Source organism: Tersicoccus phoenicis (assembly GCF_001968835.1).
GTDB lineage: Bacteria > Actinomycetota > Actinomycetes > Actinomycetales > Micrococcaceae > Tersicoccus > Tersicoccus phoenicis.
Genome location: NZ_MRDE01000064.1, coordinates 59,523 through 77,019 on the forward strand (window position 1 = coordinate 59,523; position 17,497 = coordinate 77,019).

Here is a 17,497-nt window from a genome sequence, read left to right on the forward strand (position 1 = left end):
GAGCGAACGGCTACCGAAGGAGCGATCGCATGAAAGAGATTCACGAACGCACTCTGGGCACCCAGCACCTCGCGGTGTCGCCACTCGGACTGGGCTGTATGGGCATGAGCCAGTCGTTCGGCGCCCGCCCGCCGCGGGACGAGATGATCACGCTCCTGCGGGCCGCGGTCGACCGCGGCGTGACCCTGTTCGACACGGCCGAGGTCTACGGCCCCTTCCACAACGAGGACGTCGCCGGCGCCGTCAAGGAGCTGGTCGACGCCGGCAAGGTCCGCCACTTCGGGCTGTCCGAGGCCGGCGTCACCACCATCCGCCGGGCACACGCCGTGCAACCCGTCACTGCCCTGCAAAGTGAGTACTCCTTGTTTTGGCGCGAGCCCGAGGACGCCATCCTGCCCATCCCGGGTACCAGGCGGCTCGACCGCCTCGATGAGAACCTCGGGTCGGTACGGCTCGAACTCACGCCCGACGACCTCGCCGAGCTCGACGCCGCGTCCGCGAGCGTGCAGGTCCAGGGCGACCGCTACCCCGAGGCCATGCAACGCATGATCGACCGCTGACGGACGGGTGGTAGCACAGCAGAAATGTCGGAGGCGGGTGGTGGACTTGCTGCATGGAAGAGTTCACCACACCACGCGAGGGCAGCGCCGAGCGCGGCTTGGATTGCAGGCCGGCTCCCGACGCGGATACCGACACCGGCCCGGCCGCCGATCAGGAGTGGATGGACCGGGGCATCGACTGGCCGCGCTACGAGAACGCTCTGGCCCCCGCCCTGGGTGAGCTGGCCGACTGCGCCCGGGCCGAACGGGCGTTGATGGCGCGTCGAGCCCACGTGATCACCACGGTGATGCACCACGCCGAGGACGCACACCGACGGTGGGCCACCACCCACCCGGAGTCCTCCGCGAGCCTCCCCTCGCGGCTCGTCCGTGACCTCGCCCATTCCAGTGCCGTCGGCGAGCTCGCCTGCCTGCTGAAGCTGACCGAGCGCGCCGCCGAGGATCTGATCGCTCAGTCCACGGTGCTCACTTCCGCGCTGCCCCGAGCCCTGGCGGCCCTGGCAGCGGGGCGCATCAGTTGCCGGTCGGCGGCGGTGATCACCGACGTCGCGGGGGAACTGCCGCCCACGGTGGTCCCCCGGTTCGAGGAGCGGATCGTGGCGTACGCCGAGGGCGACGTCACCGACGCGCAGGTAGCCGCCCGCGCCCGCCGGCTGCGGGACGACCTGCACCCCGAGTCCCTCGCCACGCGCCGGCGGCGGTGCCACGACGATCGCCGGGTGTGGATCCGGCCCGCCGGCGATGCGATGGCCTGGCTGGGCGGCTACCTCGCCGCCGAGTCGGCCGCCCTGATCGAGGCCACGCTCACGGCCCTCGCTCGCGAGGCTCGTGACGCCCCGGACGAGCGCCGGACCATGGAACAGCGCCGCGCGGACGCCCTGGTCGATCTGCTCACCGATCCGGAGTCGCTCTCCCGGCCCGGCTCGCCCGCCGCAACCGCCACTGGATCCGTCGACCGACCCGTCGCTGGGCCCGCCGGCCGGCCGTCACTGCCGGGAACCGGATGGCTGGCCCGACCGGTGCTGGCGGTCACCGTTCCAGTCGGCACCATGCTGGGCGGACCGGAGCCGGGCTGGCTCGCGGGATTCGGTCGGATTCCCGCCGACCAGGCCCGGCAGCTGGCCGCGGCCGCCACCAGCTTCACCCGGATCGTGACCGACCCGGCCGACGGCGGCATCGTCTCGATCGACCCGCGCCAGTACCGCATCCCGGCCGCCCTGCGCCGTGCGCTGGCCCAGCAGACCGCCAACTGCCGGTTCCCGGGATGCCGCGCCCGGGCCGACACCTGCGACCTCGATCACCGGGTTCCCCACCGGCAGGGCGGCACCACCGATGCGGAGAATCTGCTGCCCCTGTGTCGAACCCACCACCTACGCAAGCACCGCACCGCCTGGCGGATGCTGCACGGACCGGGCACGACCGGAACGGACACCGGCACAGCCGCGACCAGCATCACGTGGGTGTCGCCGGGTGGGCGCCGCTACACCAGTGAGCCCGAGCCGCCGCCGTCCGTCGTGCTGGCCGACCCGCCGCCCTTCTGACCGGGCAACCCTCTGACCCGCGCCTCGATGACCAGCAGCGCTGACCGGCGGCTCACCAGCTCTGCGCGAGCGGGCGGCCCTCCTCGTACCCGGCGGCCGACTGGATGCCCACGACGGCGCGCTGCCGGAACTCGGTCAGGGTGCGCGCCCCCGCGTAGGTCATGGAGCTGCGCACCCCGGAGGTGATCCCGTCGAGCAGGTCCTGCACCCCGGGGCGGGCCGGATCCAGGAACATCCGCGAGCTGGAGATGCCCTCCTCGAACAGTCCCTTGCGGGCCCGCTCGAACGCCTCCTCCCGCTGGGTGCGGTTCTGCACCGCGCGGGCCGAGGCCATGCCGAAGCTCTCCTTGTACAGTCGGCCGTCCGCGCCCTGCTGCAGGTCGCCGGGGCTCTCGTGGGTTCCGGCGAACCAGGAGCCGATCATCACCTGACTGGCCCCGGCGGCGAGCGCGAGCGCGACGTCGCGGGGGTAGCGCACCCCGCCGTCGGCCCACACGTGCCGGCCCAGCGCCCGGGCCGCGTCCGCGCACTCGAGCACCGCGCTGAACTGGGGCCGGCCCACGGCCGTCATCATCCGGGTGGTGCACATGGCACCGGGGCCCACCCCGACCTTGACGATGTCGGCGCCGGCGTCCACCAGATCGCGCACCCCGCCGGCGCTGACCACGTTGCCCGCCACCACGGGCACGTGCGGGGCGAGGGAACGGACCGTGCGCAGCGCCTCGATCATCCGGCGCTGGTGCCCGTGCGCGGTGTCGACGACGAGCGTGTCCACCCCGGCGTCGAGCAGGCCGCGGGTCTTGGCGGCCACGTCGCCGTTGATGCCGACCGCGGCCGCGACCCGCAACCGTCCCTCCGCGTCGACAGCGGGACGGTAGAGGCCGGAACGGAGCACACCGGTGCGGGTCAGGGCGCCGGCGAGCACGCCGTCCCGCACCACGGGCGCGAACCCCGACGCGGTGGCGTTGAGCACCTCGAATGCGTGCCGCAGGGCGGTCTCCGCCCGGTCCGGGTCGGACGCCAGGTCCGCGGCGTCCAGTTCGGCGGCGTCGACGGTGGGCGAGGTGCGCAGCACGGCCCCCAGCGAGGCGAAGCGGTCCACCCCGGCCAGGTCGGACTCCCCCGCGACGCCCAGCACACGGCCCGACTCGTCGGCGACCACGACGTACCCGTGGGCGCGCTTGCCGATCAGGTGCAGCGCATCGACGACGGTGTCACCCGGACCCAGCCGGACCGGGGTCTCGAACACGGTGTGCCGGCCCTTCACCCAGCCGGTCACCTCGGCGATCACCGGCAGCGGCACGTCCTGGGGCAGCACGCCGAGAGCGCCACGACGGGCCACCGTCTCCACCATGCGCCGACCGGTCACGGCGGTCATGTTCGCCACGACGATGGGGATGGTGGTGCCGGTGCCGTCGTCGGTGGCCAGGTCGACGTCCAGCCGGGAGGCCACGTCGGAGGCCGACGGGACCATGAACACATCCGCGTAGGTCAGGTCGGTCGTGGGCTCGGTGAGGAACTTCATGGTCGGCTCTCCTGCCAGGGATCGGACGGCAAACCAAGCAACGATACCGTCCGCCGTCCCGATGCGGCAACCCGCCCTCCGAGTCACCGGCACCGTGGTGATTCGCCACCCTCCCGCGATCATCACTAGACTGGTCACTGGTCTTCGCTGCCCAGGCGCGACCACGCGCGGCCGGACGACGTGCCGACCTCGGACGTCCGGTGCGGAGCGCGTGAGCGTCTGTGCGGCCGGGACGACGGTGGATCGGGCAGCTCAGACGGAAGAGGCGAATTCATTGCCACACCAACCACACCAGCGCATCCCCGAGGAGTTCGCGGGTAACGAGTGGCTCGTCGACGAACTGTACGAACAGTTCACGAAGGACCGGAACGCGGTCGACCAGAAATGGTGGCCGATCTTCGACTCGTTCGACGCCGACGCGACCACCAGCCGCTCGGGGACCGCGGGCAACGGCGCTGTGCAGGACAGGACCCCCCGGAAGTCCCGCAGCACCGGTGCTGACGTCACCGACGAGGGTCCGGCCACCAACCCGGCCGACCCGGACGCCGACGCGAAGGGTTCCCGGCCCGCCGGGCCGGGCGGCGGCGCCCTGGGCGTGAAGCCGACCTCGATCGCCGAACCCGGCACGAACAGCCCCCGGATCCGCACCCCGATCCCGGCACAGCTACCGGCGAACGACCGGGAGAAGCGCACCGAGGAGGACACCCGGACCGTCCTCAAGGGCGTCGCCAAGGCCGTGGCCGCGAACATGGACGCCAGCCTGAGCGTACCCACGGCCACCACCGTCCGGGCCGTGCCGGCGAAGCTGCTGGTGGACAACCGGATCGTGATCAACAACCACCTGCGCCGGGCGCAGGGCGGCAAGGTCTCCTTCACGCACCTGATCGGGTTCGCCGTCGTGCGGGCGCTGGCCGCTTTCCCGTCCCAGAACGTGCGGTACGAGGTGGTCGACGGCAAGCCGACCGCGGTCCAGCCGGCGCACGTCAACTTCGGCATCGCCATCGATCTGCCGCGGCCCGACGGCACCCGCACGCTCGTGGTGCCGAACATCAAGAAGGCCGAGACGATGAATTTCGTCGAGTTCTGGACGGCCTACGAGGACCTGGTCAAGCGGGCGCGCGAGAACAAGCTGACCATGGACGACTACAGCGGGACCACGGTCTCGCTGACCAACCCGGGCGGCATCGGCACCGTGCACTCGGTGCCGCGGCTGTCCGCCGGCCAGGCCTGCATCGTCGGCGTCGGCGCCCTCGAGTACCCGGCCGGGTACCAGGGCTCGAGCGAGAAGATCCTGGCCAAGCACGCGATCAGCAAGATCATCACGCTGACGTCCACCTACGACCACCGGGTGATCCAGGGCGCCGGCAGCGGCGAGTTCCTCCGCCTGGTGCACCAGTTGCTCCTCGGTGAGCAGGGTTTCTTCGACCACATCTTCGAGGTCCTCCGGATCCCCTACGAACCGGTCCGCTGGGCGCAGGACGTGCAGGTCGACCCGTTGGAACAGATCAACAAGGTCGCCCGGATCCAGCAGTTGATCCACGCCTACCGGGTCCGCGGCCACCTGATGGCCGACATCAACCCGCTCGAGTACGTCCAGCGCAAGCACCCGGACCTGGACATCCGCACCCACGGGCTGACCCTGTGGGACCTGGACCGGGAGTGGCCGACCGGCGGTTTCGGCGACAAGCCCAAGCTGGCGCTGCGGGACATCCTCGGGGTGCTCCGGGACGCGTACTGCCGCAACGTCGGCATCGAGTACATGCACATCCAGTCGCCCACCGAGCGCGAGTGGTTCCAGGATCGGCTGGAGCACCCGTACAAGAAGCCGGACCGCGAGGAGCAGCTGCACATCCTCGCCAAGCTCAACGCGGCGGAGGCGTTCGAGACCTTCCTGCAGACCAAGTTCGTCGGGCAGAAGCGGTTCTCCCTGGAGGGCAGCGAGTCCCTGATCCCGTTGCTCGACGCCGTGATGGAAGGTGCGGCGGACGACGGGCTGGACGAGGTTGCCATCGGCATGGCGCACCGCGGCCGGCTCAACGTGCTGACCAACATCGCCGGCAAGACGTACGCGCAGGTGTTCCGCGAGTTCGAGGGCACCGTCGACCCGAAGTCCGTGCAGGGCTCCGGCGACGTCAAGTACCACCTGGGCACCGAGGGTTCCTACGTCTCGGAGCGAGGGAACCGGACCCGGGTCTACCTGGCGGCGAACCCGTCACACCTGGAGGCCGTCGACTCCGTCGTCGAGGGCATCGTCCGGGCCAAGCAGGACCGGCTGGACCAGGGCGCGGACGGGCCCTCCTCCTTCCCGGTGCTCGCCGTCCAGGTGCACGGGGACGCGGCGTTCGCCGGCCAGGGCGTGGTCGCGGAGACGCTGAACCTCTCGCAGTTGCGCGGCTACCGCACCGGCGGCACCATCCACGTCATCGTCAACAACCAGGTGGGTTTCACCACGGCGCCGTCGTCGGGACGGTCCTCGGTCTACTCGACCGACGTCGCCCGGATGGTGCAGGCGCCGATCTTCCACGTCAACGGGGACGACCCGGAGTCCGTGGTGCGCGTCGCCCAGCTGGCGTACGCGTACCGGCAGCGCTTCCACAAGGACGTCGTGATCGACATGATCTCCTACCGGCGGCGTGGTCACAACGAGGGCGACGACCCGTCGATGACGCAGCCGATGATGTACACGCTGATCGAGCACAAGCGCTCCACCCGCAAGCTGTACACCGAGGCCCTGGTGGGCCGCGGTGACATCAGCCAGGAGGAGGCGGACCGGGCGCTGAAGGACTACCAGGAACGACTGGAGCGGGTGTTCTCCGAGACCCACGCCGCGCAGACCTCCCCGATGCCCGTCATCACCGGCGACAGCGAAGCCGTCTCCGACCTGGAACGGCCCACCGCGCAGCAGCAGGACGACGGCGGCATCACCGTGCCGGACTCGACGGCCATCAGCGCCGAGCGGCTGGCCCGGATCGGGCAGGCGCACCTGGACATCCCCGAGGGGTTCACGGTGCACCCGAAGCTCAAGGCGCTGCTGGAGAAGCGGGAACAGATGTCCCGCGAGGGCGGCATCGACTGGGGTTTCGGCGAACTCGCCGCGCTCGGTTCGCTGCTGATGGAGGGCGTCCCGGTCCGGCTCGCCGGCCAGGACTCCCGGCGCGGCACGTTCGTGCAGCGGCACGCGGTTTTCCACGACCGGGTCACCGGTGACGAGTGGACCCCGCTGACGCACCTGACCGAGGACCAGGCGAAGCTGTGGATCTACGACTCGCTGCTGAGCGAGTACGCGGCCATGGGCTTCGAGTACGGCTACTCGGTGGAGCGGCCGGACGCCCTCGTCCTGTGGGAGGCCCAGTTCGGCGACTTCGCCAACGGCGCGCAGACCATCATCGACGAGTTCATCTCCTCGGCCGAGCAGAAGTGGGGGCAGCGCTCCTCGCTCGCCCTGCTGCTCCCCCACGGGTACGAGGGTCAGGGTCCGGATCACTCCTCCGCCCGGATCGAGCGGTACCTGACCATGTGCGCCGAGGACAACATGACGGTCGCCAACCCGACCACCCCGGCCTCGCACTTCCACCTGCTGCGGCGGCACGCGTTCAGCAAGCCGCGCCGGCCGCTGATCGTGTTCACGCCGAAGCAGTTGCTCCGGCTGCGGGCGGCGGCGTCCCCGGTCGAGGACTTCACGCAGGGCACCTTCCGGCCGGTGATCGGCGATCAGGCGGGGCTGCGGGCGGAGGACGTCAAGCGCGTCATCCTCGTGTCGGGCCGGCTGTACTACGACCTGGCCGCGCACCGGGACAAGCACGAGATCACCGACACCGCGATCGTCCGGGTCGAGCGGCTCTACCCACTGCCGCTGGCGGAGGTGCGCGCCGAGCTGGCGACCTACCCGAACGCGGAGCTGGTGTGGGCGCAGGACGAACCGGCGAACCAGGGTCCGTGGCCGTTCATGGGGCTGAACCTGGTGCCCGAGCTGGACCGCCCCGTGCGGTTGGTGTCCCGTCCCGCGTCGGCCTCCCCGGCCACCGGTTCGGCCAAGCGCCACGCCGTCGAGCTGCAGCGGCTCGTCTCCTCGGCCTTCGCCGAGAACTGATCGCTGCCGTGTTCGAACAACGCACCGTACGCATCAGCGCGGTCGGCGACGAGCTGCTGGCCGGGGTCGGCGACCCGCGGGCGCTGGGCTGGTTCGGTCGGGTGCTGGCCCGCACGCCCACGGACGACGTCGACCTGGCCGCCTACACCCTGGCCGCCCCGCAGGAGGGCACCGAGGCGCTGGCCGGCCGCTGGCAGGACGAGGTCGGTCGCCGGTTCGAGGACGGCGCGGAGAACCGCCTCGTCATCGGGCTGGCGGCGCACGACCTGGACGTGGAGGTCTCCAGCGCCCGCAGCCGGCTGAACCTGGCGAACATCATCGACGGCGCCTCCCAGCAGGGCATCCCGGTGATCGTCGTCGGGCCGCCCCCGGGTCTCGACCCGGTGCGGAACCGGCGGCTGGCGGACCTGTCCGCCGCGTTCGCGGACGTGACCACCCGGCGTCGGCACACGTACGTGGACACGTTCACGCCGCTGCAGCATCACGAGCAGTGGCGAGCCGACCTGGCCGCGAACGACGGCCGGCCGGGGCAGGCCGGCTACGGACTGCTCGCCTGGCTGGTGCTGCACCGGGGCTGGTACGAGTGGATGCGACTGCCCGCGCCCGCCTGACGGCGGTCCGGAGCGTGGCACCGGTCGTGGAAGAATGGACCGGAATCGATTCTCGACGGCGAAGGAGGCAGTGATGAGCAAGCGGGCACGTAAGCGCCGCGACCGCAAGCGCGGTGGAGCCAACCACGGCAAGCGGCCGAACACCTGAGCCGTGAGGCGACACGGCCTCATCGACGCGCGAGGAGGGCCCCGGACGATCACGTCCGGGGCCCTCCTCGTGTGCGGGCTGTGTCGTGTACGGACGGTCAGCGGGAGACGCGGACGGCGGTGATCCGGCTGATGATCGTGGCCTTGAGCGTCTCCGGGGCGGTCTCCGCGCAACTGCGCCGCACCACGGTGCGGATCACCCGCTCGACCTCCTCCTCCTGGACGCACTCGGGGCAGTGATCGAGGTGCGCCTTGATCTCGGCGATGTCCTCACGCGGCAGCGCACCGTCGAGGTACTCGTAGAGCCGCTCGATCCGGGCGTCCGTGCAGCCCCCGAGGGCCGTGCAGTCTTCCTCACTCATGTCGTTTCTCCTTGGTGGTGCTGCTCACCCGCATGCCGCGGTCCACGGCGTAGTCGGAGAGCTTCTCTCGCAACAACCTCCGGCCCCGGTGCAGCCGGGACATGACCGTGCCGATGGGTGTGCCCATGATCTCGGAGATCTCCTTGTACGCGAATCCCTCGACGTCGGAGAGGTACACGGCCAGCCGGAAGTCCTCCGGGATCTCCTGCAGGGCCCGTTTGACGTCGGTGTCCGGCAGGTGGTCGAGGGCCTCGACCTCGGCCGATCGCAGACCGGTCGACGTGTGGGACTCGGCGCGGGCGATCTGCCAGTCCTCGATGTTCTCCGACTGGGACTGCTGCGGTTCGCGTTGCCGCTTGCGGTAGAGGTTGATGTACGTGTTGGTCAGGATCCGGTACAGCCAGGCCTTGAGATTGGTGCCCGGCTTGTACTGGTGGAAAGCGGAGAAGGCCTTCGCGTACGCCTCCTGCACCAGGTCCTCGGCGTCGGCGGGATTCCGGGCCATGCGCAGCGCGGCCGAATACAGCTGGTCGACGTAGCGGAGCGCGTCCCGTTCGAACCGGGTCCGGCGCTCGTCCGCCGATTCGCTGGCGACGTCGACGTCGGGTGAGTCGGTCGGCGCGTCGCTCTCGGCGGTGCGCGCCGCCGGTCGGGGTGTGTGCGGTGCTGAAGTCATCGTCGCCCAGTCTACTGGCGTCGCCTCGAGCACCGGCATGGCCCCTCCTTCCGGGTCCGTCGCTGACGTACCTCGTTCCTGGTGCGCCTTCCGATCATGCCAACCATGACGCTCACCGGGCTTATTCCCCGGATCGGGTGGGCGGAGCCGGGAATAGATGGAAGACTGGCAGGCACCGACCACCCCTGGAGGCAGATCATGACGCTCGTTCGTTTCTTCGCCCGCCCCGCCCTCGCCGGCACCTTCGTCCTCTCCGGCATCGACCGGGTCAAGAACGCGGCCAGCCAGGCTCCCGCCCTGCAGCCGGTTCTCGGCGGCCTCCGCTCGGTGGCTCCGCAGGTGGCCCAGTACACCCGCGACGAGGTCACGGTGGCCAAGGTGCTCGGCGGTGTGCAGACCGGCGCCGGTGCCCTGCTGGCCATCGGCAAGCTCAGCCGGCTCGCCTCGACGGTACTGGTGGGTACCCAGGCGATCACCGCGTGGGCGGAGTACGCTCAGGCGCCCGCGGACACCGCCGAGCAGAAGACCGCCCGCCGCACGCAGCTGCTGACGAACATCGGCCTGGCCGGGGGCGCCGCCCTGGCGGCGGTCGACCGGAACGGCAAGCCGTCCCTGGCGTGGCGGGCCGAGCACGCGGCGGCCGAGGCGCGGCGCTCCGCGAACCGGTCCGAGACCCGCAAGGCGGTGCAGAAGAAGGCGACGGACGCCAGGAAGAAGGCCGCGGACGCGACCAAGAACCTGAAGCGGAACGCCGAGCAGGCCCGCGAGGCCGCCGCGAAGAAGGCCGCGAAGAGCGGCTCGAACAAGGCCGAGTGGCAGAAGAAGGCGGAGAAGCAGCTCAAGGCTGCCGGCATCCTCTGACCGGCCCCCGATGACCGGTACGGCCGACACGCCACGACGGAGCCTCCCCTGGTGGGAGGCTCCGTCGGCGACCCGGCCCGTGGACGCCGTGCTCGCCGTCCCCGGCTCCAAGTCCCTCACCAACCGGTACCTCGTCCTCGGGGCCCTCGCCGGTGGCGGCTCCCGCCTGCGCGCCCCGCTGCACTCCCGTGACACGGAGCTGATGCTGGCCGCGGTCCGCGCCCTCGGCGCCCGGGTCGACGAGATTCCCGGGCCGGGCGGCTTCGGTCCCGACTGGCAGTTCACCACCCCCCTGCCGAGCGGTCCGGCGGCGAGCGCGACCCCGGCCCGCTCGGTCGACTGCGGCCTCGCCGGCACCGTGATGCGGTTCGTGCCACCGCTGGCGGCCCTGACCGGGGGCCCGGTGCGGTTCGACGGCGACGAGGCGGCGCGCCACCGACCCATGGGCGCCGTTCTGGACGGGCTGCGCGCGCTCGGCGTCACGGTCGACGACGACGGTCGGGGCGCCCTGCCCTTCACCGTGGACGGCACGGGCGCCGTGACCGGCGGGCGCGTGGTCATCGACGCCAGCGCCTCCTCCCAGTTCGTCTCCGCGTTGCTGCTCGCCGCTGCTCGCTTCGCGGCGGGGCTCCGCCTCGAACACGCGGGCCCGCCGATCCCCAGCCTGCCCCACGTGCAGATGACCGTGCAGGCGCTGCGTGCGGTCGGCGTCGCCGTCGACGACGGCACGCCCGACGTCTGGACGGTCGAACCGGGCGCGGTCCGGCCCTTCGACGTCGCCATCGAGCCCGACCTGTCCAACGCCGGCCCGTTCCTGGCCGCGGCGCTGGTCACGGGCGGGCGGGTCACCATCACCGGCTGGCCCGAGCGCACCACCCAGGGCGGGGACCACTGGCGGCGAATCCTGCCCGCCTTCGGGGCCACCGTCACGTCCGGTCCCGGCCGGCTCACCGTCACCGGACCGGCCCGGCTGCGCCCCGTCGACCTCGATCTCTCGGCCGCGGGCGAGCTGGCCCCCACCGTCGCGGCGCTGGCCGCGGTCGCGCCCGGTCGTTCCCGGCTGCACGGCATCGCGCACCTGCGCGGGCACGAGACGGACCGGCTCGCCGCGCTGCGCACCGAACTGACCCGCGCCGGCGCGCCGACCACCGAGACGGAGGACGGCCTGGTCGTCGACGGCGGCCGGCTGCACGCCGCCGACATCCACAGCTACGCCGACCACCGGATGGCCACCTTCGGCGCGGTGCTCGGTCTGGTCACCCCCGGGACGCGGGTGGCGGACATCGCGACCACCGCCAAGACCCTGCCCGAGTTCCCCGACCTGTGGGCGCGGATGCTCACGGGCGGCAGAAGCCGGTGAGCGGCCGCGAGTGGGACGAGTCGGACGTCCGGGTCCGGCCCAACCGGCGCGGCACCCGACCCCGGACGAAGGACCGGCCCGAACACCGGGACGCCGTCGTCGGGCGCGTCATCACCGTGGACCGGGGCCGGTACACGACCGTCGTCGCCGAGGACACGCCGGACGAACGCGTCGTCATCGCCGCCCGCGCCCGCGAACTGCGACGCACCGCGATCGTGCCCGGCGACGCGGTCGACCTCGTCGGTGACGTCAGCGGCACCGCGGACACCCTGGCGCGGCTGGTCCGGATCCGGGACCGCCGCACGGTGCTGCGCCGCAGCGCGGACGACACCGACCCGGTCGAACGCGTCGTCGTTGCCAACGCCGACCAGCTCGTCATCGTCACCGCCGCGGCCCGGCCCGAACCGCGCACCGGGTTCGTGGACCGCGCCCTCGTGGCCGCCTACGACGCGGGCATCACCCCCCTGCTGTGCCTGACCAAGGCCGACCTCGCCGACCCGGCCCCGTTCCTGGCGCGCTACGCCCACGTGGACCTGCCGGTGGTGATCAGCCGCACCGGTGGAGCGAGTGGCCGGCCGGAAGCCACCGGGGCGGGACCCGACGCCGCCCTGGACGCCACCGCCGTCGGCCGCCTGCACGCCCTGCTGGACGGGCGGATCAGTGTGCTGATCGGCCACTCGGGCGTCGGCAAATCCACGCTCGTCAACGCGCTCTCCGCCGCCGACCGCGCCACCGGCTCGGTCAACGACGTCACCGGCCGCGGCCGGCACACGTCCTCCTCCGCGCTGGCGATCAGGCTGGCCGACGCCACCCCCGGCAGCTGGATCATCGACACGCCGGGCATCCGGTCCTTCGGGCTGGCGCACGTCTCCGCCGACAACCTGCTGCGGGCGTTCGACGACCTGGCGCCCGGCGCGGAGGACTGCCCACGCGGGTGCGAGCACCGCAGACCGGAGGACGGCTGCGAGCTCGACGCGTGGGTCGCGGCGGGCGGCGCCGGTGCCGCCGGCCCCGCCCGGCTGGCGTCGTTCCGTCGGCTGCTCGGCGTCGCCGAGACGGAGCCGGCCCCCGAGAAGGAACTCGGTTCCTAGCCGGGTCCTGGCACCGTATCCGGCGAGGCAGACGATAGCGTGAAGAGCATGATCACTCGCGACCGGCCCTCGTCGTCCTGGACCGAAGACCTGCGCCTCGCGCACGTGATCGCCGACGCGGTCGACGCGCAGACGATGGCGCGGTTCAAGGCGCAGGACCTGACCGTGGAGACGAAGCCGGACATGACGCCGGTCACCGACGCCGACACCGCCGCGGAGGAGTCGATCCGTGCCCAGCTGGCCCGGGTCCGACCCCGGGACGCCGTGCTCGGAGAGGAGTTCGGATCCACCGGATCCGGTCCGCGCCGCTGGGTCATCGACCCGATCGACGGCACGAAGAACTTCGTCCGTGGCGTGCCGGTGTGGGCGACCCTGATCGCGCTGATCGACGAGGAGCGGCCCGTGGTCGGCGTCGTCTCCGCCCCGGCGCTGAACAAGCGCTGGTGGGCCGCGGCCGGCAGCGGGGCGTTCACCGGTCGGTCCCTGGCCGCGGCCACCCGGCTGCGGGTCTCGGACGTCAGGACCCTCGCCGACGCGTCCCTCTCCTACTCCTCGCTGAGCGGTTGGCGCGAACGGGGCGGCCTGGACCGGTTCCTCGGCCTCACCGACGCGGTCTGGCGTACCCGCGCCTACGGGGACTTCTGGTCCTACTGTCTGGTCGCCGAGGGCAGCGTCGACATCGCGTGTGAACCCGAACTGAACCTGCACGACATGGCGGCCCTGGTCCCGATCGTCACCGAGGCCGGGGGCCGGTTCACCTCCCTCGACGGCGTCGACGGGCCCTTCGGCGCCAACGCGCTGGCCACCAACGCCCGGCTGCACACCGACGTCCTGCGCCTGCTCAACCCCGGCCTGGACGAACTCGCCCTCACCCCCGGCCAGGGCTGAACCGGAAGCATTGCCGTGGGCCCGGGCCGCCGGTAACTTTCAGGTATGCCTAACTCTGCCGTGCGGGTCCGCCGGCCGGCCCGGTGGCCGACCGTTGCCCTGCTCGGACCGGCCTTCGTCGCCGCCGTCGCGTACGTCGATCCGGGCAACGTGGCCGCGAACCTCACGTCCGGGGCAAAGTTCGGCTACCTGCTCGTCTGGGTGCTGGTCGCGGCGAACGCGGTGGCGGTCCTGGTGCAGTACCAGTCCGCCAAGCTGGGCATCGTCACCGGGCGATCCCTGCCGGAGTTGCTGGGCGACCGGCTCTCCGCCTGGCCGCGTCGGGCCTTCTGGGTGCAGGCGGAACTGGTCGCCCTGGCCACCGACCTGGCCGAGGTGGTCGGCGGGGCGATCGCCCTGCAGCTGCTGTTCGGGCTCCCCCTGCCCGTCGGTGGCGCGATCGTCGGGCTGGTCTCGATGGCGGTGTTGCTGGTGCAGAGCCGGCACGGGCAACGGCCCTTCGAGCGGGTGGTCGTCGGGATGCTCGGCGTCATCACCCTCGGCTTCCTCACCGGCCTGGTGATCAGCCCGCCCGACGCCGGGGCCGTCGTCGGCGGCCTGGTGCCGCGGTTCGCCGGTCCGGACTCGGTGCTGCTGGCCGCCAGCATGCTCGGAGCGACGGTGATGCCGCACGCGGTGTACGTCCACTCCGCGCTCAGCCGGGACCGGCACCACACCGCGCGGGACACCGGACTCGTCCTGCGGGCCACGCGGTTCGACGTCGGTGGCGCCCTCGTCCTGGCCGGGGCGGTCAACATCGGGATGCTGTTGCTCGCCGCCTCGACGCTGGGCGGGGTGCAGGGCACCGACACCATCGCCGGGGCCCATGCCGCCGTCGTCACCGCCCTGGGCCCCGTCGTCGGGGTCCTGTTCGCGCTGGGGCTGCTCGCCTCGGGCCTGGCGTCGACGTCCGTGGGCTGCTACGCCGGCGCGGTCATCATGGGCGGCCTGCTGCGGTTGCGGATCCCCCTGCTTCTCCGGCGCGCCCTGACGCTGGTGCCGGCCATCGGCCTGCTGGCCGCGGGAGTGGACCCCACCTGGGCGCTGGTCATCTCGCAGGTGGTGCTCTCCTTCGGCATCCCGTTCGCCGTGATCCCGCTGCTGCGGTACACCGGCCTGCCCGCCCTGATGGGCCGGTACCGGGACCCGGCGGTGACCCGGGTCCTGGCCTGGGCGGCGGTGGCGTTGATCGTCGCGCTCAATGTCGTGCTGTTGTGGCTGACCGTCACGGGGACGGCCGGATGAGCGCTCCGGCCCGCTCCTCGGCCAGTGTCCAGGACTACGTCAAGGTGATCCACGCCCACACCGAATGGCAGGCGGCACCGATCACGACGACGGCCCTGGCCGCCCGGCTGGGCGTCACCGCGGCGTCCGCCTCGGAGATGGTGCGCCGCCTGGACCAGCGTGGCCTGGTCCGGCACCGCCCGTACCGGCCCGTCGAGTTGACCCCGGCCGGGCGGAGTCTGGCGGTGGCCATGATCCGCCGGCACCGGGTGCTGGAGACCTGGCTCGCGGCGGAGCTGGGGTACGGCTGGGACGAGGTGCACGACGAGGCGGAACGGCTCGAGCACGCCGTCTCCGACCGGCTGATCGAGGCGATCGCGGACCGGCTCGGCGACCCGGAGCACGATCCCCACGGGGACCCGATCCCCCGCCGGGACGGCACGGTGGCCCCGGTCAACGCGCGGCCGCTCGCCGGTTTCGACGCCGGTCATCGGGTCGCCGTTCGCCGGGTCAGCGACGCGGATCCGGCGCTGCTGCGCGACCTCGCCGCCGCGCGGATCGGGCTCGGCACCGGACTGACCGTCGGGTCGGGCCTGCGGGCGCGGCTCGACGACGGCGACGAGGTGGCCCTCTCCGCAGCGGCGGTCGCCGCCGTGTGGGCCGTCGACCGCGGCGAGCACCCGGGTTGCACGCTCAGCCAGCGTTCCTGACCTCCACCACCCGGGCCTCCCAGGGCTGCAGGACGGCCGGGTCCGCTGCCGGTTCGGCTGCCGGCTCCGCCAGGTTGGCCAGCACCGGCGTGGCGTCCGCCGGTCGGCACGACGGCGGCAGGACACATGGTCCGCCACTGAGGTTCGCGGTGAGGAGGAGGGTGCGCTCACCCAGGGTCCGGGTGTAGGCGAACAGCTGCTCGTGGTCGGGCTCGAGCAGGTGGAACCGGCCGAAGGCGACGACGTCGTCGGTGTGCCGCAGCTCGATCAGCCGCTGGTAGAAGCGGAAGATCGACCGGTCCGAGGCCCGGTCGGCGGCGGCGTTGATGGTCGCGTAGTTGGGGTTCACCGGCATCCACGGCGTCACGTCCGGCCGCTCCGATCCGGCGCTGAAGCCGCCGTGCACCGAGGCGTCCCACTGCACCGGGGTCCGCGCGTTGTCCCGGGTCATCAGCCGCAGCGCGGCCAGCACGTCCCGGGGGTCGGCGCCCCGCGCGGTCACCGCCTCCGTGTAGTGGTTGATCGCCTCGACGTCGTGGAAATCCTCGATCCCGCTGAACGGGACGTTCGTCATCCCGAACTCCTCGCCCTGGTAGATGAACGGCGTCCCGCACTGCAGGTGCAGCACCGCCGCCCACGCCGTGGCCGAGGCGTACCGCACCCGGTTCCCGTGCTCGACGTCCCCCCGCTCCTCGAGGGCCTGGCCGTCGTCGCCGAACCGGGAGACCAGGCGCGGCTGGTCGTGGTTGTTCAGGTACAGGGAGTTCCAGCCCCGGCCGGCCAGACCGTCCTGCCACCGGGCCAGGTTGGCCTTGAGGTGGCGCAGGTTCAGGGTGGCCGGGTCCCATTTGCCGCCCTTGCCGTGGTCCAGGCCGACGTGCTCGAACTGGAAGATCATGTCGACCTCGCCGCGGGTCGGGTCGGTGTACAGCTGGGCCTGTTCCAGCGGCGTGCCGGGGGTCTCCCCCACCGTCATCAACTCGGCGTCCCGGCCGGCGAACACCTCCCGGTGCATCTCGCGCAGGTACTCGTGCACTCGGGGGCCGTTCGCGTACTGCTCGGCCCCGAGCGGCATCGGGGAGGCGACGGGCTCGACGTCGACGAACGCGCCCTTGGAGATCAGGTTGATCACGTCCATCCGGAAGCCGTCCACACCCCGGTCCAGCCACCAGCGCATCATGGCGTACACGGCCCGCCGCACGTCCGGGTGGTCCCAGTTCAGGTCCGGCTGCTGGGAGGCGAACAGGCGCAGATAATACTGCCCGGTGGCCTCGTCCCACTGCCAGGCCGGGCCGGAGAAGAACGACCGCCAGTTGGTCGGCTCGGCGCCCGGGCTGCCGCCGGTGCAGCCGGGGCGGGGATCCCGCCAGATGTACCAGTCGCGTTTGGCCGCGGTGCGGGCGGACCGGGACTCGCGGAACCAGGCGTGCTCGTCGGAGGTGTGGTTGACGACGAGGTCCATGATCAGCTTCATGCCCCGCTCGTGCACCGCGGCGAGCAGCTGGTCGAACTGTTCGAGCGTGCCGAACCGGGGGTCGATGCCCTGGTAGTCGGCGATGTCGTAGCCGTTGTCGTGCTGCGGGGACGGGTAGATCGGGGAGAGCCAGATGACGTCGACGCCGAGGTCGGCGAGGTGGTCCAGCCGGGAGGCGATGCCGGTCAGGTCGCCGAAGCCGTCGCCGTCGCCGTCGGCGAAGCTGCGCGGGTAGATCTGGTAGACGACCGCCCGCGTCCACCAGGGCGCGTCGGCCGGGTCGGGGAAGGCGGCGGACGGGGCGGGCACGGTCCGGGCGGTGGGGTCTGCGGTCATCG

General features: G+C 72.2%; 15 protein-coding genes. 11 read left to right on the plus strand and 4 right to left on the minus strand.

Annotated elements, in window-relative coordinates; genetic code table 11:
• Nucleotides 1-29: 29 nt before the first annotated feature.
• Nucleotides 30-560 carry an aldo/keto reductase gene (locus BKD30_RS09425; protein ID WP_076704221.1) on the plus strand — a complete coding sequence of 177 codons (531 nt, stop codon included), beginning with the start codon at nt 30-32 and terminating at the stop codon, nt 558-560.
• A gap of 53 nt (nt 561-613) precedes the next feature.
• Nucleotides 614-2,101, plus strand: coding sequence for an HNH endonuclease signature motif containing protein (locus BKD30_RS09430; protein WP_076704222.1), 1,488 nt, complete (start codon nt 614-616; stop codon nt 2,099-2,101).
• A 52-nt stretch (nt 2,102-2,153) separates the two neighbouring features.
• Here BKD30_RS09430 and guaB1 read toward each other — a convergent pair whose 3' ends face one another.
• Nucleotides 2,154-3,626, minus strand: a complete 1,473-nt coding sequence (gene guaB1, locus BKD30_RS09435) for a GMP reductase (RefSeq protein WP_076704224.1) — start codon at nt 3,624-3,626, stop codon at nt 2,154-2,156.
• A gap of 274 nt (nt 3,627-3,900) precedes the next feature.
• Here guaB1 and BKD30_RS09440 point away from each other — a divergent pair, with 274 nt between their 5' ends.
• The 3 genes from BKD30_RS09440 (at nt 3,901) to BKD30_RS17100 (ending at nt 8,475) form a co-directional block, all read left to right on the plus strand.
• Nucleotides 3,901-7,716: a multifunctional oxoglutarate decarboxylase/oxoglutarate dehydrogenase thiamine pyrophosphate-binding subunit/dihydrolipoyllysine-residue succinyltransferase subunit gene (locus BKD30_RS09440; RefSeq protein ID WP_076704225.1), complete on the plus strand. Its 3,816-nt coding sequence runs from the start codon at nt 3,901-3,903 to the stop codon at nt 7,714-7,716.
• An 8-nt stretch (nt 7,717-7,724) separates the two neighbouring features.
• A complete protein-coding gene (locus tag BKD30_RS09445) occupies nt 7,725-8,327 on the plus strand; it encodes a GDSL-type esterase/lipase family protein (RefSeq protein ID WP_076704227.1) in 603 nt (200 codons plus the stop codon).
• Nucleotides 8,328-8,400: 73 nt separating this feature from the next.
• Nucleotides 8,401-8,475 (plus strand): 50S ribosomal protein bL37, encoded by a 75-nt coding sequence (locus BKD30_RS17100; protein ID WP_369299106.1) that lies wholly within the window; start codon nt 8,401-8,403, stop codon nt 8,473-8,475.
• 97 nt (nt 8,476-8,572) lie between these two features.
• Here the strand turns inward: BKD30_RS17100 and rsrA are convergent, their stop codons facing one another.
• Complete coding sequence (gene rsrA / locus BKD30_RS09450; RefSeq protein ID WP_076704228.1) at nt 8,573-8,836, minus strand: mycothiol system anti-sigma-R factor; 264 nt, start codon at nt 8,834-8,836, stop codon at nt 8,573-8,575.
• Complete coding sequence (locus tag BKD30_RS09455; RefSeq protein ID WP_076704230.1) at nt 8,829-9,551, minus strand: sigma-70 family RNA polymerase sigma factor; 723 nt, start codon at nt 9,549-9,551, stop codon at nt 8,829-8,831. The genes rsrA and BKD30_RS09455 overlap by 8 nt, the downstream gene beginning before the upstream one ends.
• Nucleotides 9,552-9,710: 159 nt before the next feature.
• Between BKD30_RS09455 and BKD30_RS09460 the strand changes: the two genes are divergently transcribed.
• The 6 genes from BKD30_RS09460 to BKD30_RS09485 are packed head-to-tail and all read left to right on the plus strand — an operon-like array spanning nt 9,711 to nt 15,685.
• A complete protein-coding gene (locus tag BKD30_RS09460; protein WP_076704231.1) occupies nt 9,711-10,373 on the plus strand; it encodes a DoxX family protein in 663 nt (220 codons plus the stop codon).
• Nucleotides 10,374-10,383: 10 nt separating this feature from the next.
• Nucleotides 10,384-11,733, plus strand: a complete 1,350-nt coding sequence (gene aroA / locus BKD30_RS16380) for a 3-phosphoshikimate 1-carboxyvinyltransferase (RefSeq protein WP_076704233.1) — start codon at nt 10,384-10,386, stop codon at nt 11,731-11,733.
• The gene (gene rsgA, locus BKD30_RS09470) at nt 11,730-12,824 is read left to right on the plus strand and encodes a ribosome small subunit-dependent GTPase A (protein ID WP_076704353.1); all 1,095 of its coding nucleotides are present in this window, start codon (nt 11,730-11,732) and stop codon (nt 12,822-12,824) included. The genes aroA and rsgA overlap by 4 nt, the downstream gene beginning before the upstream one ends.
• A gap of 48 nt (nt 12,825-12,872) precedes the next feature.
• Nucleotides 12,873-13,712: a histidinol-phosphatase gene (gene hisN, locus BKD30_RS09475; RefSeq protein ID WP_076704354.1), complete on the plus strand. Its 840-nt coding sequence runs from the start codon at nt 12,873-12,875 to the stop codon at nt 13,710-13,712.
• A 45-nt stretch (nt 13,713-13,757) separates the two neighbouring features.
• A complete protein-coding gene (locus tag BKD30_RS09480; RefSeq protein ID WP_076704234.1) occupies nt 13,758-14,996 on the plus strand; it encodes an Nramp family divalent metal transporter in 1,239 nt (412 codons plus the stop codon).
• Nucleotides 14,993-15,685, plus strand: a complete 693-nt coding sequence (locus BKD30_RS09485) for a metal-dependent transcriptional regulator (RefSeq protein WP_076704357.1) — start codon at nt 14,993-14,995, stop codon at nt 15,683-15,685. The genes BKD30_RS09480 and BKD30_RS09485 overlap by 4 nt, the downstream gene beginning before the upstream one ends.
• Here the strand turns inward: BKD30_RS09485 and BKD30_RS09490 are convergent.
• Nucleotides 15,669-17,495 (minus strand): glycoside hydrolase family 13 protein, encoded by a 1,827-nt coding sequence (locus BKD30_RS09490; RefSeq protein WP_083956221.1) that lies wholly within the window; start codon nt 17,493-17,495, stop codon nt 15,669-15,671. The two genes, BKD30_RS09485 and BKD30_RS09490, sit on opposite strands and share 17 nt — an antisense overlap.
• Nucleotides 17,496-17,497: the final 2 nt, after the last annotated feature.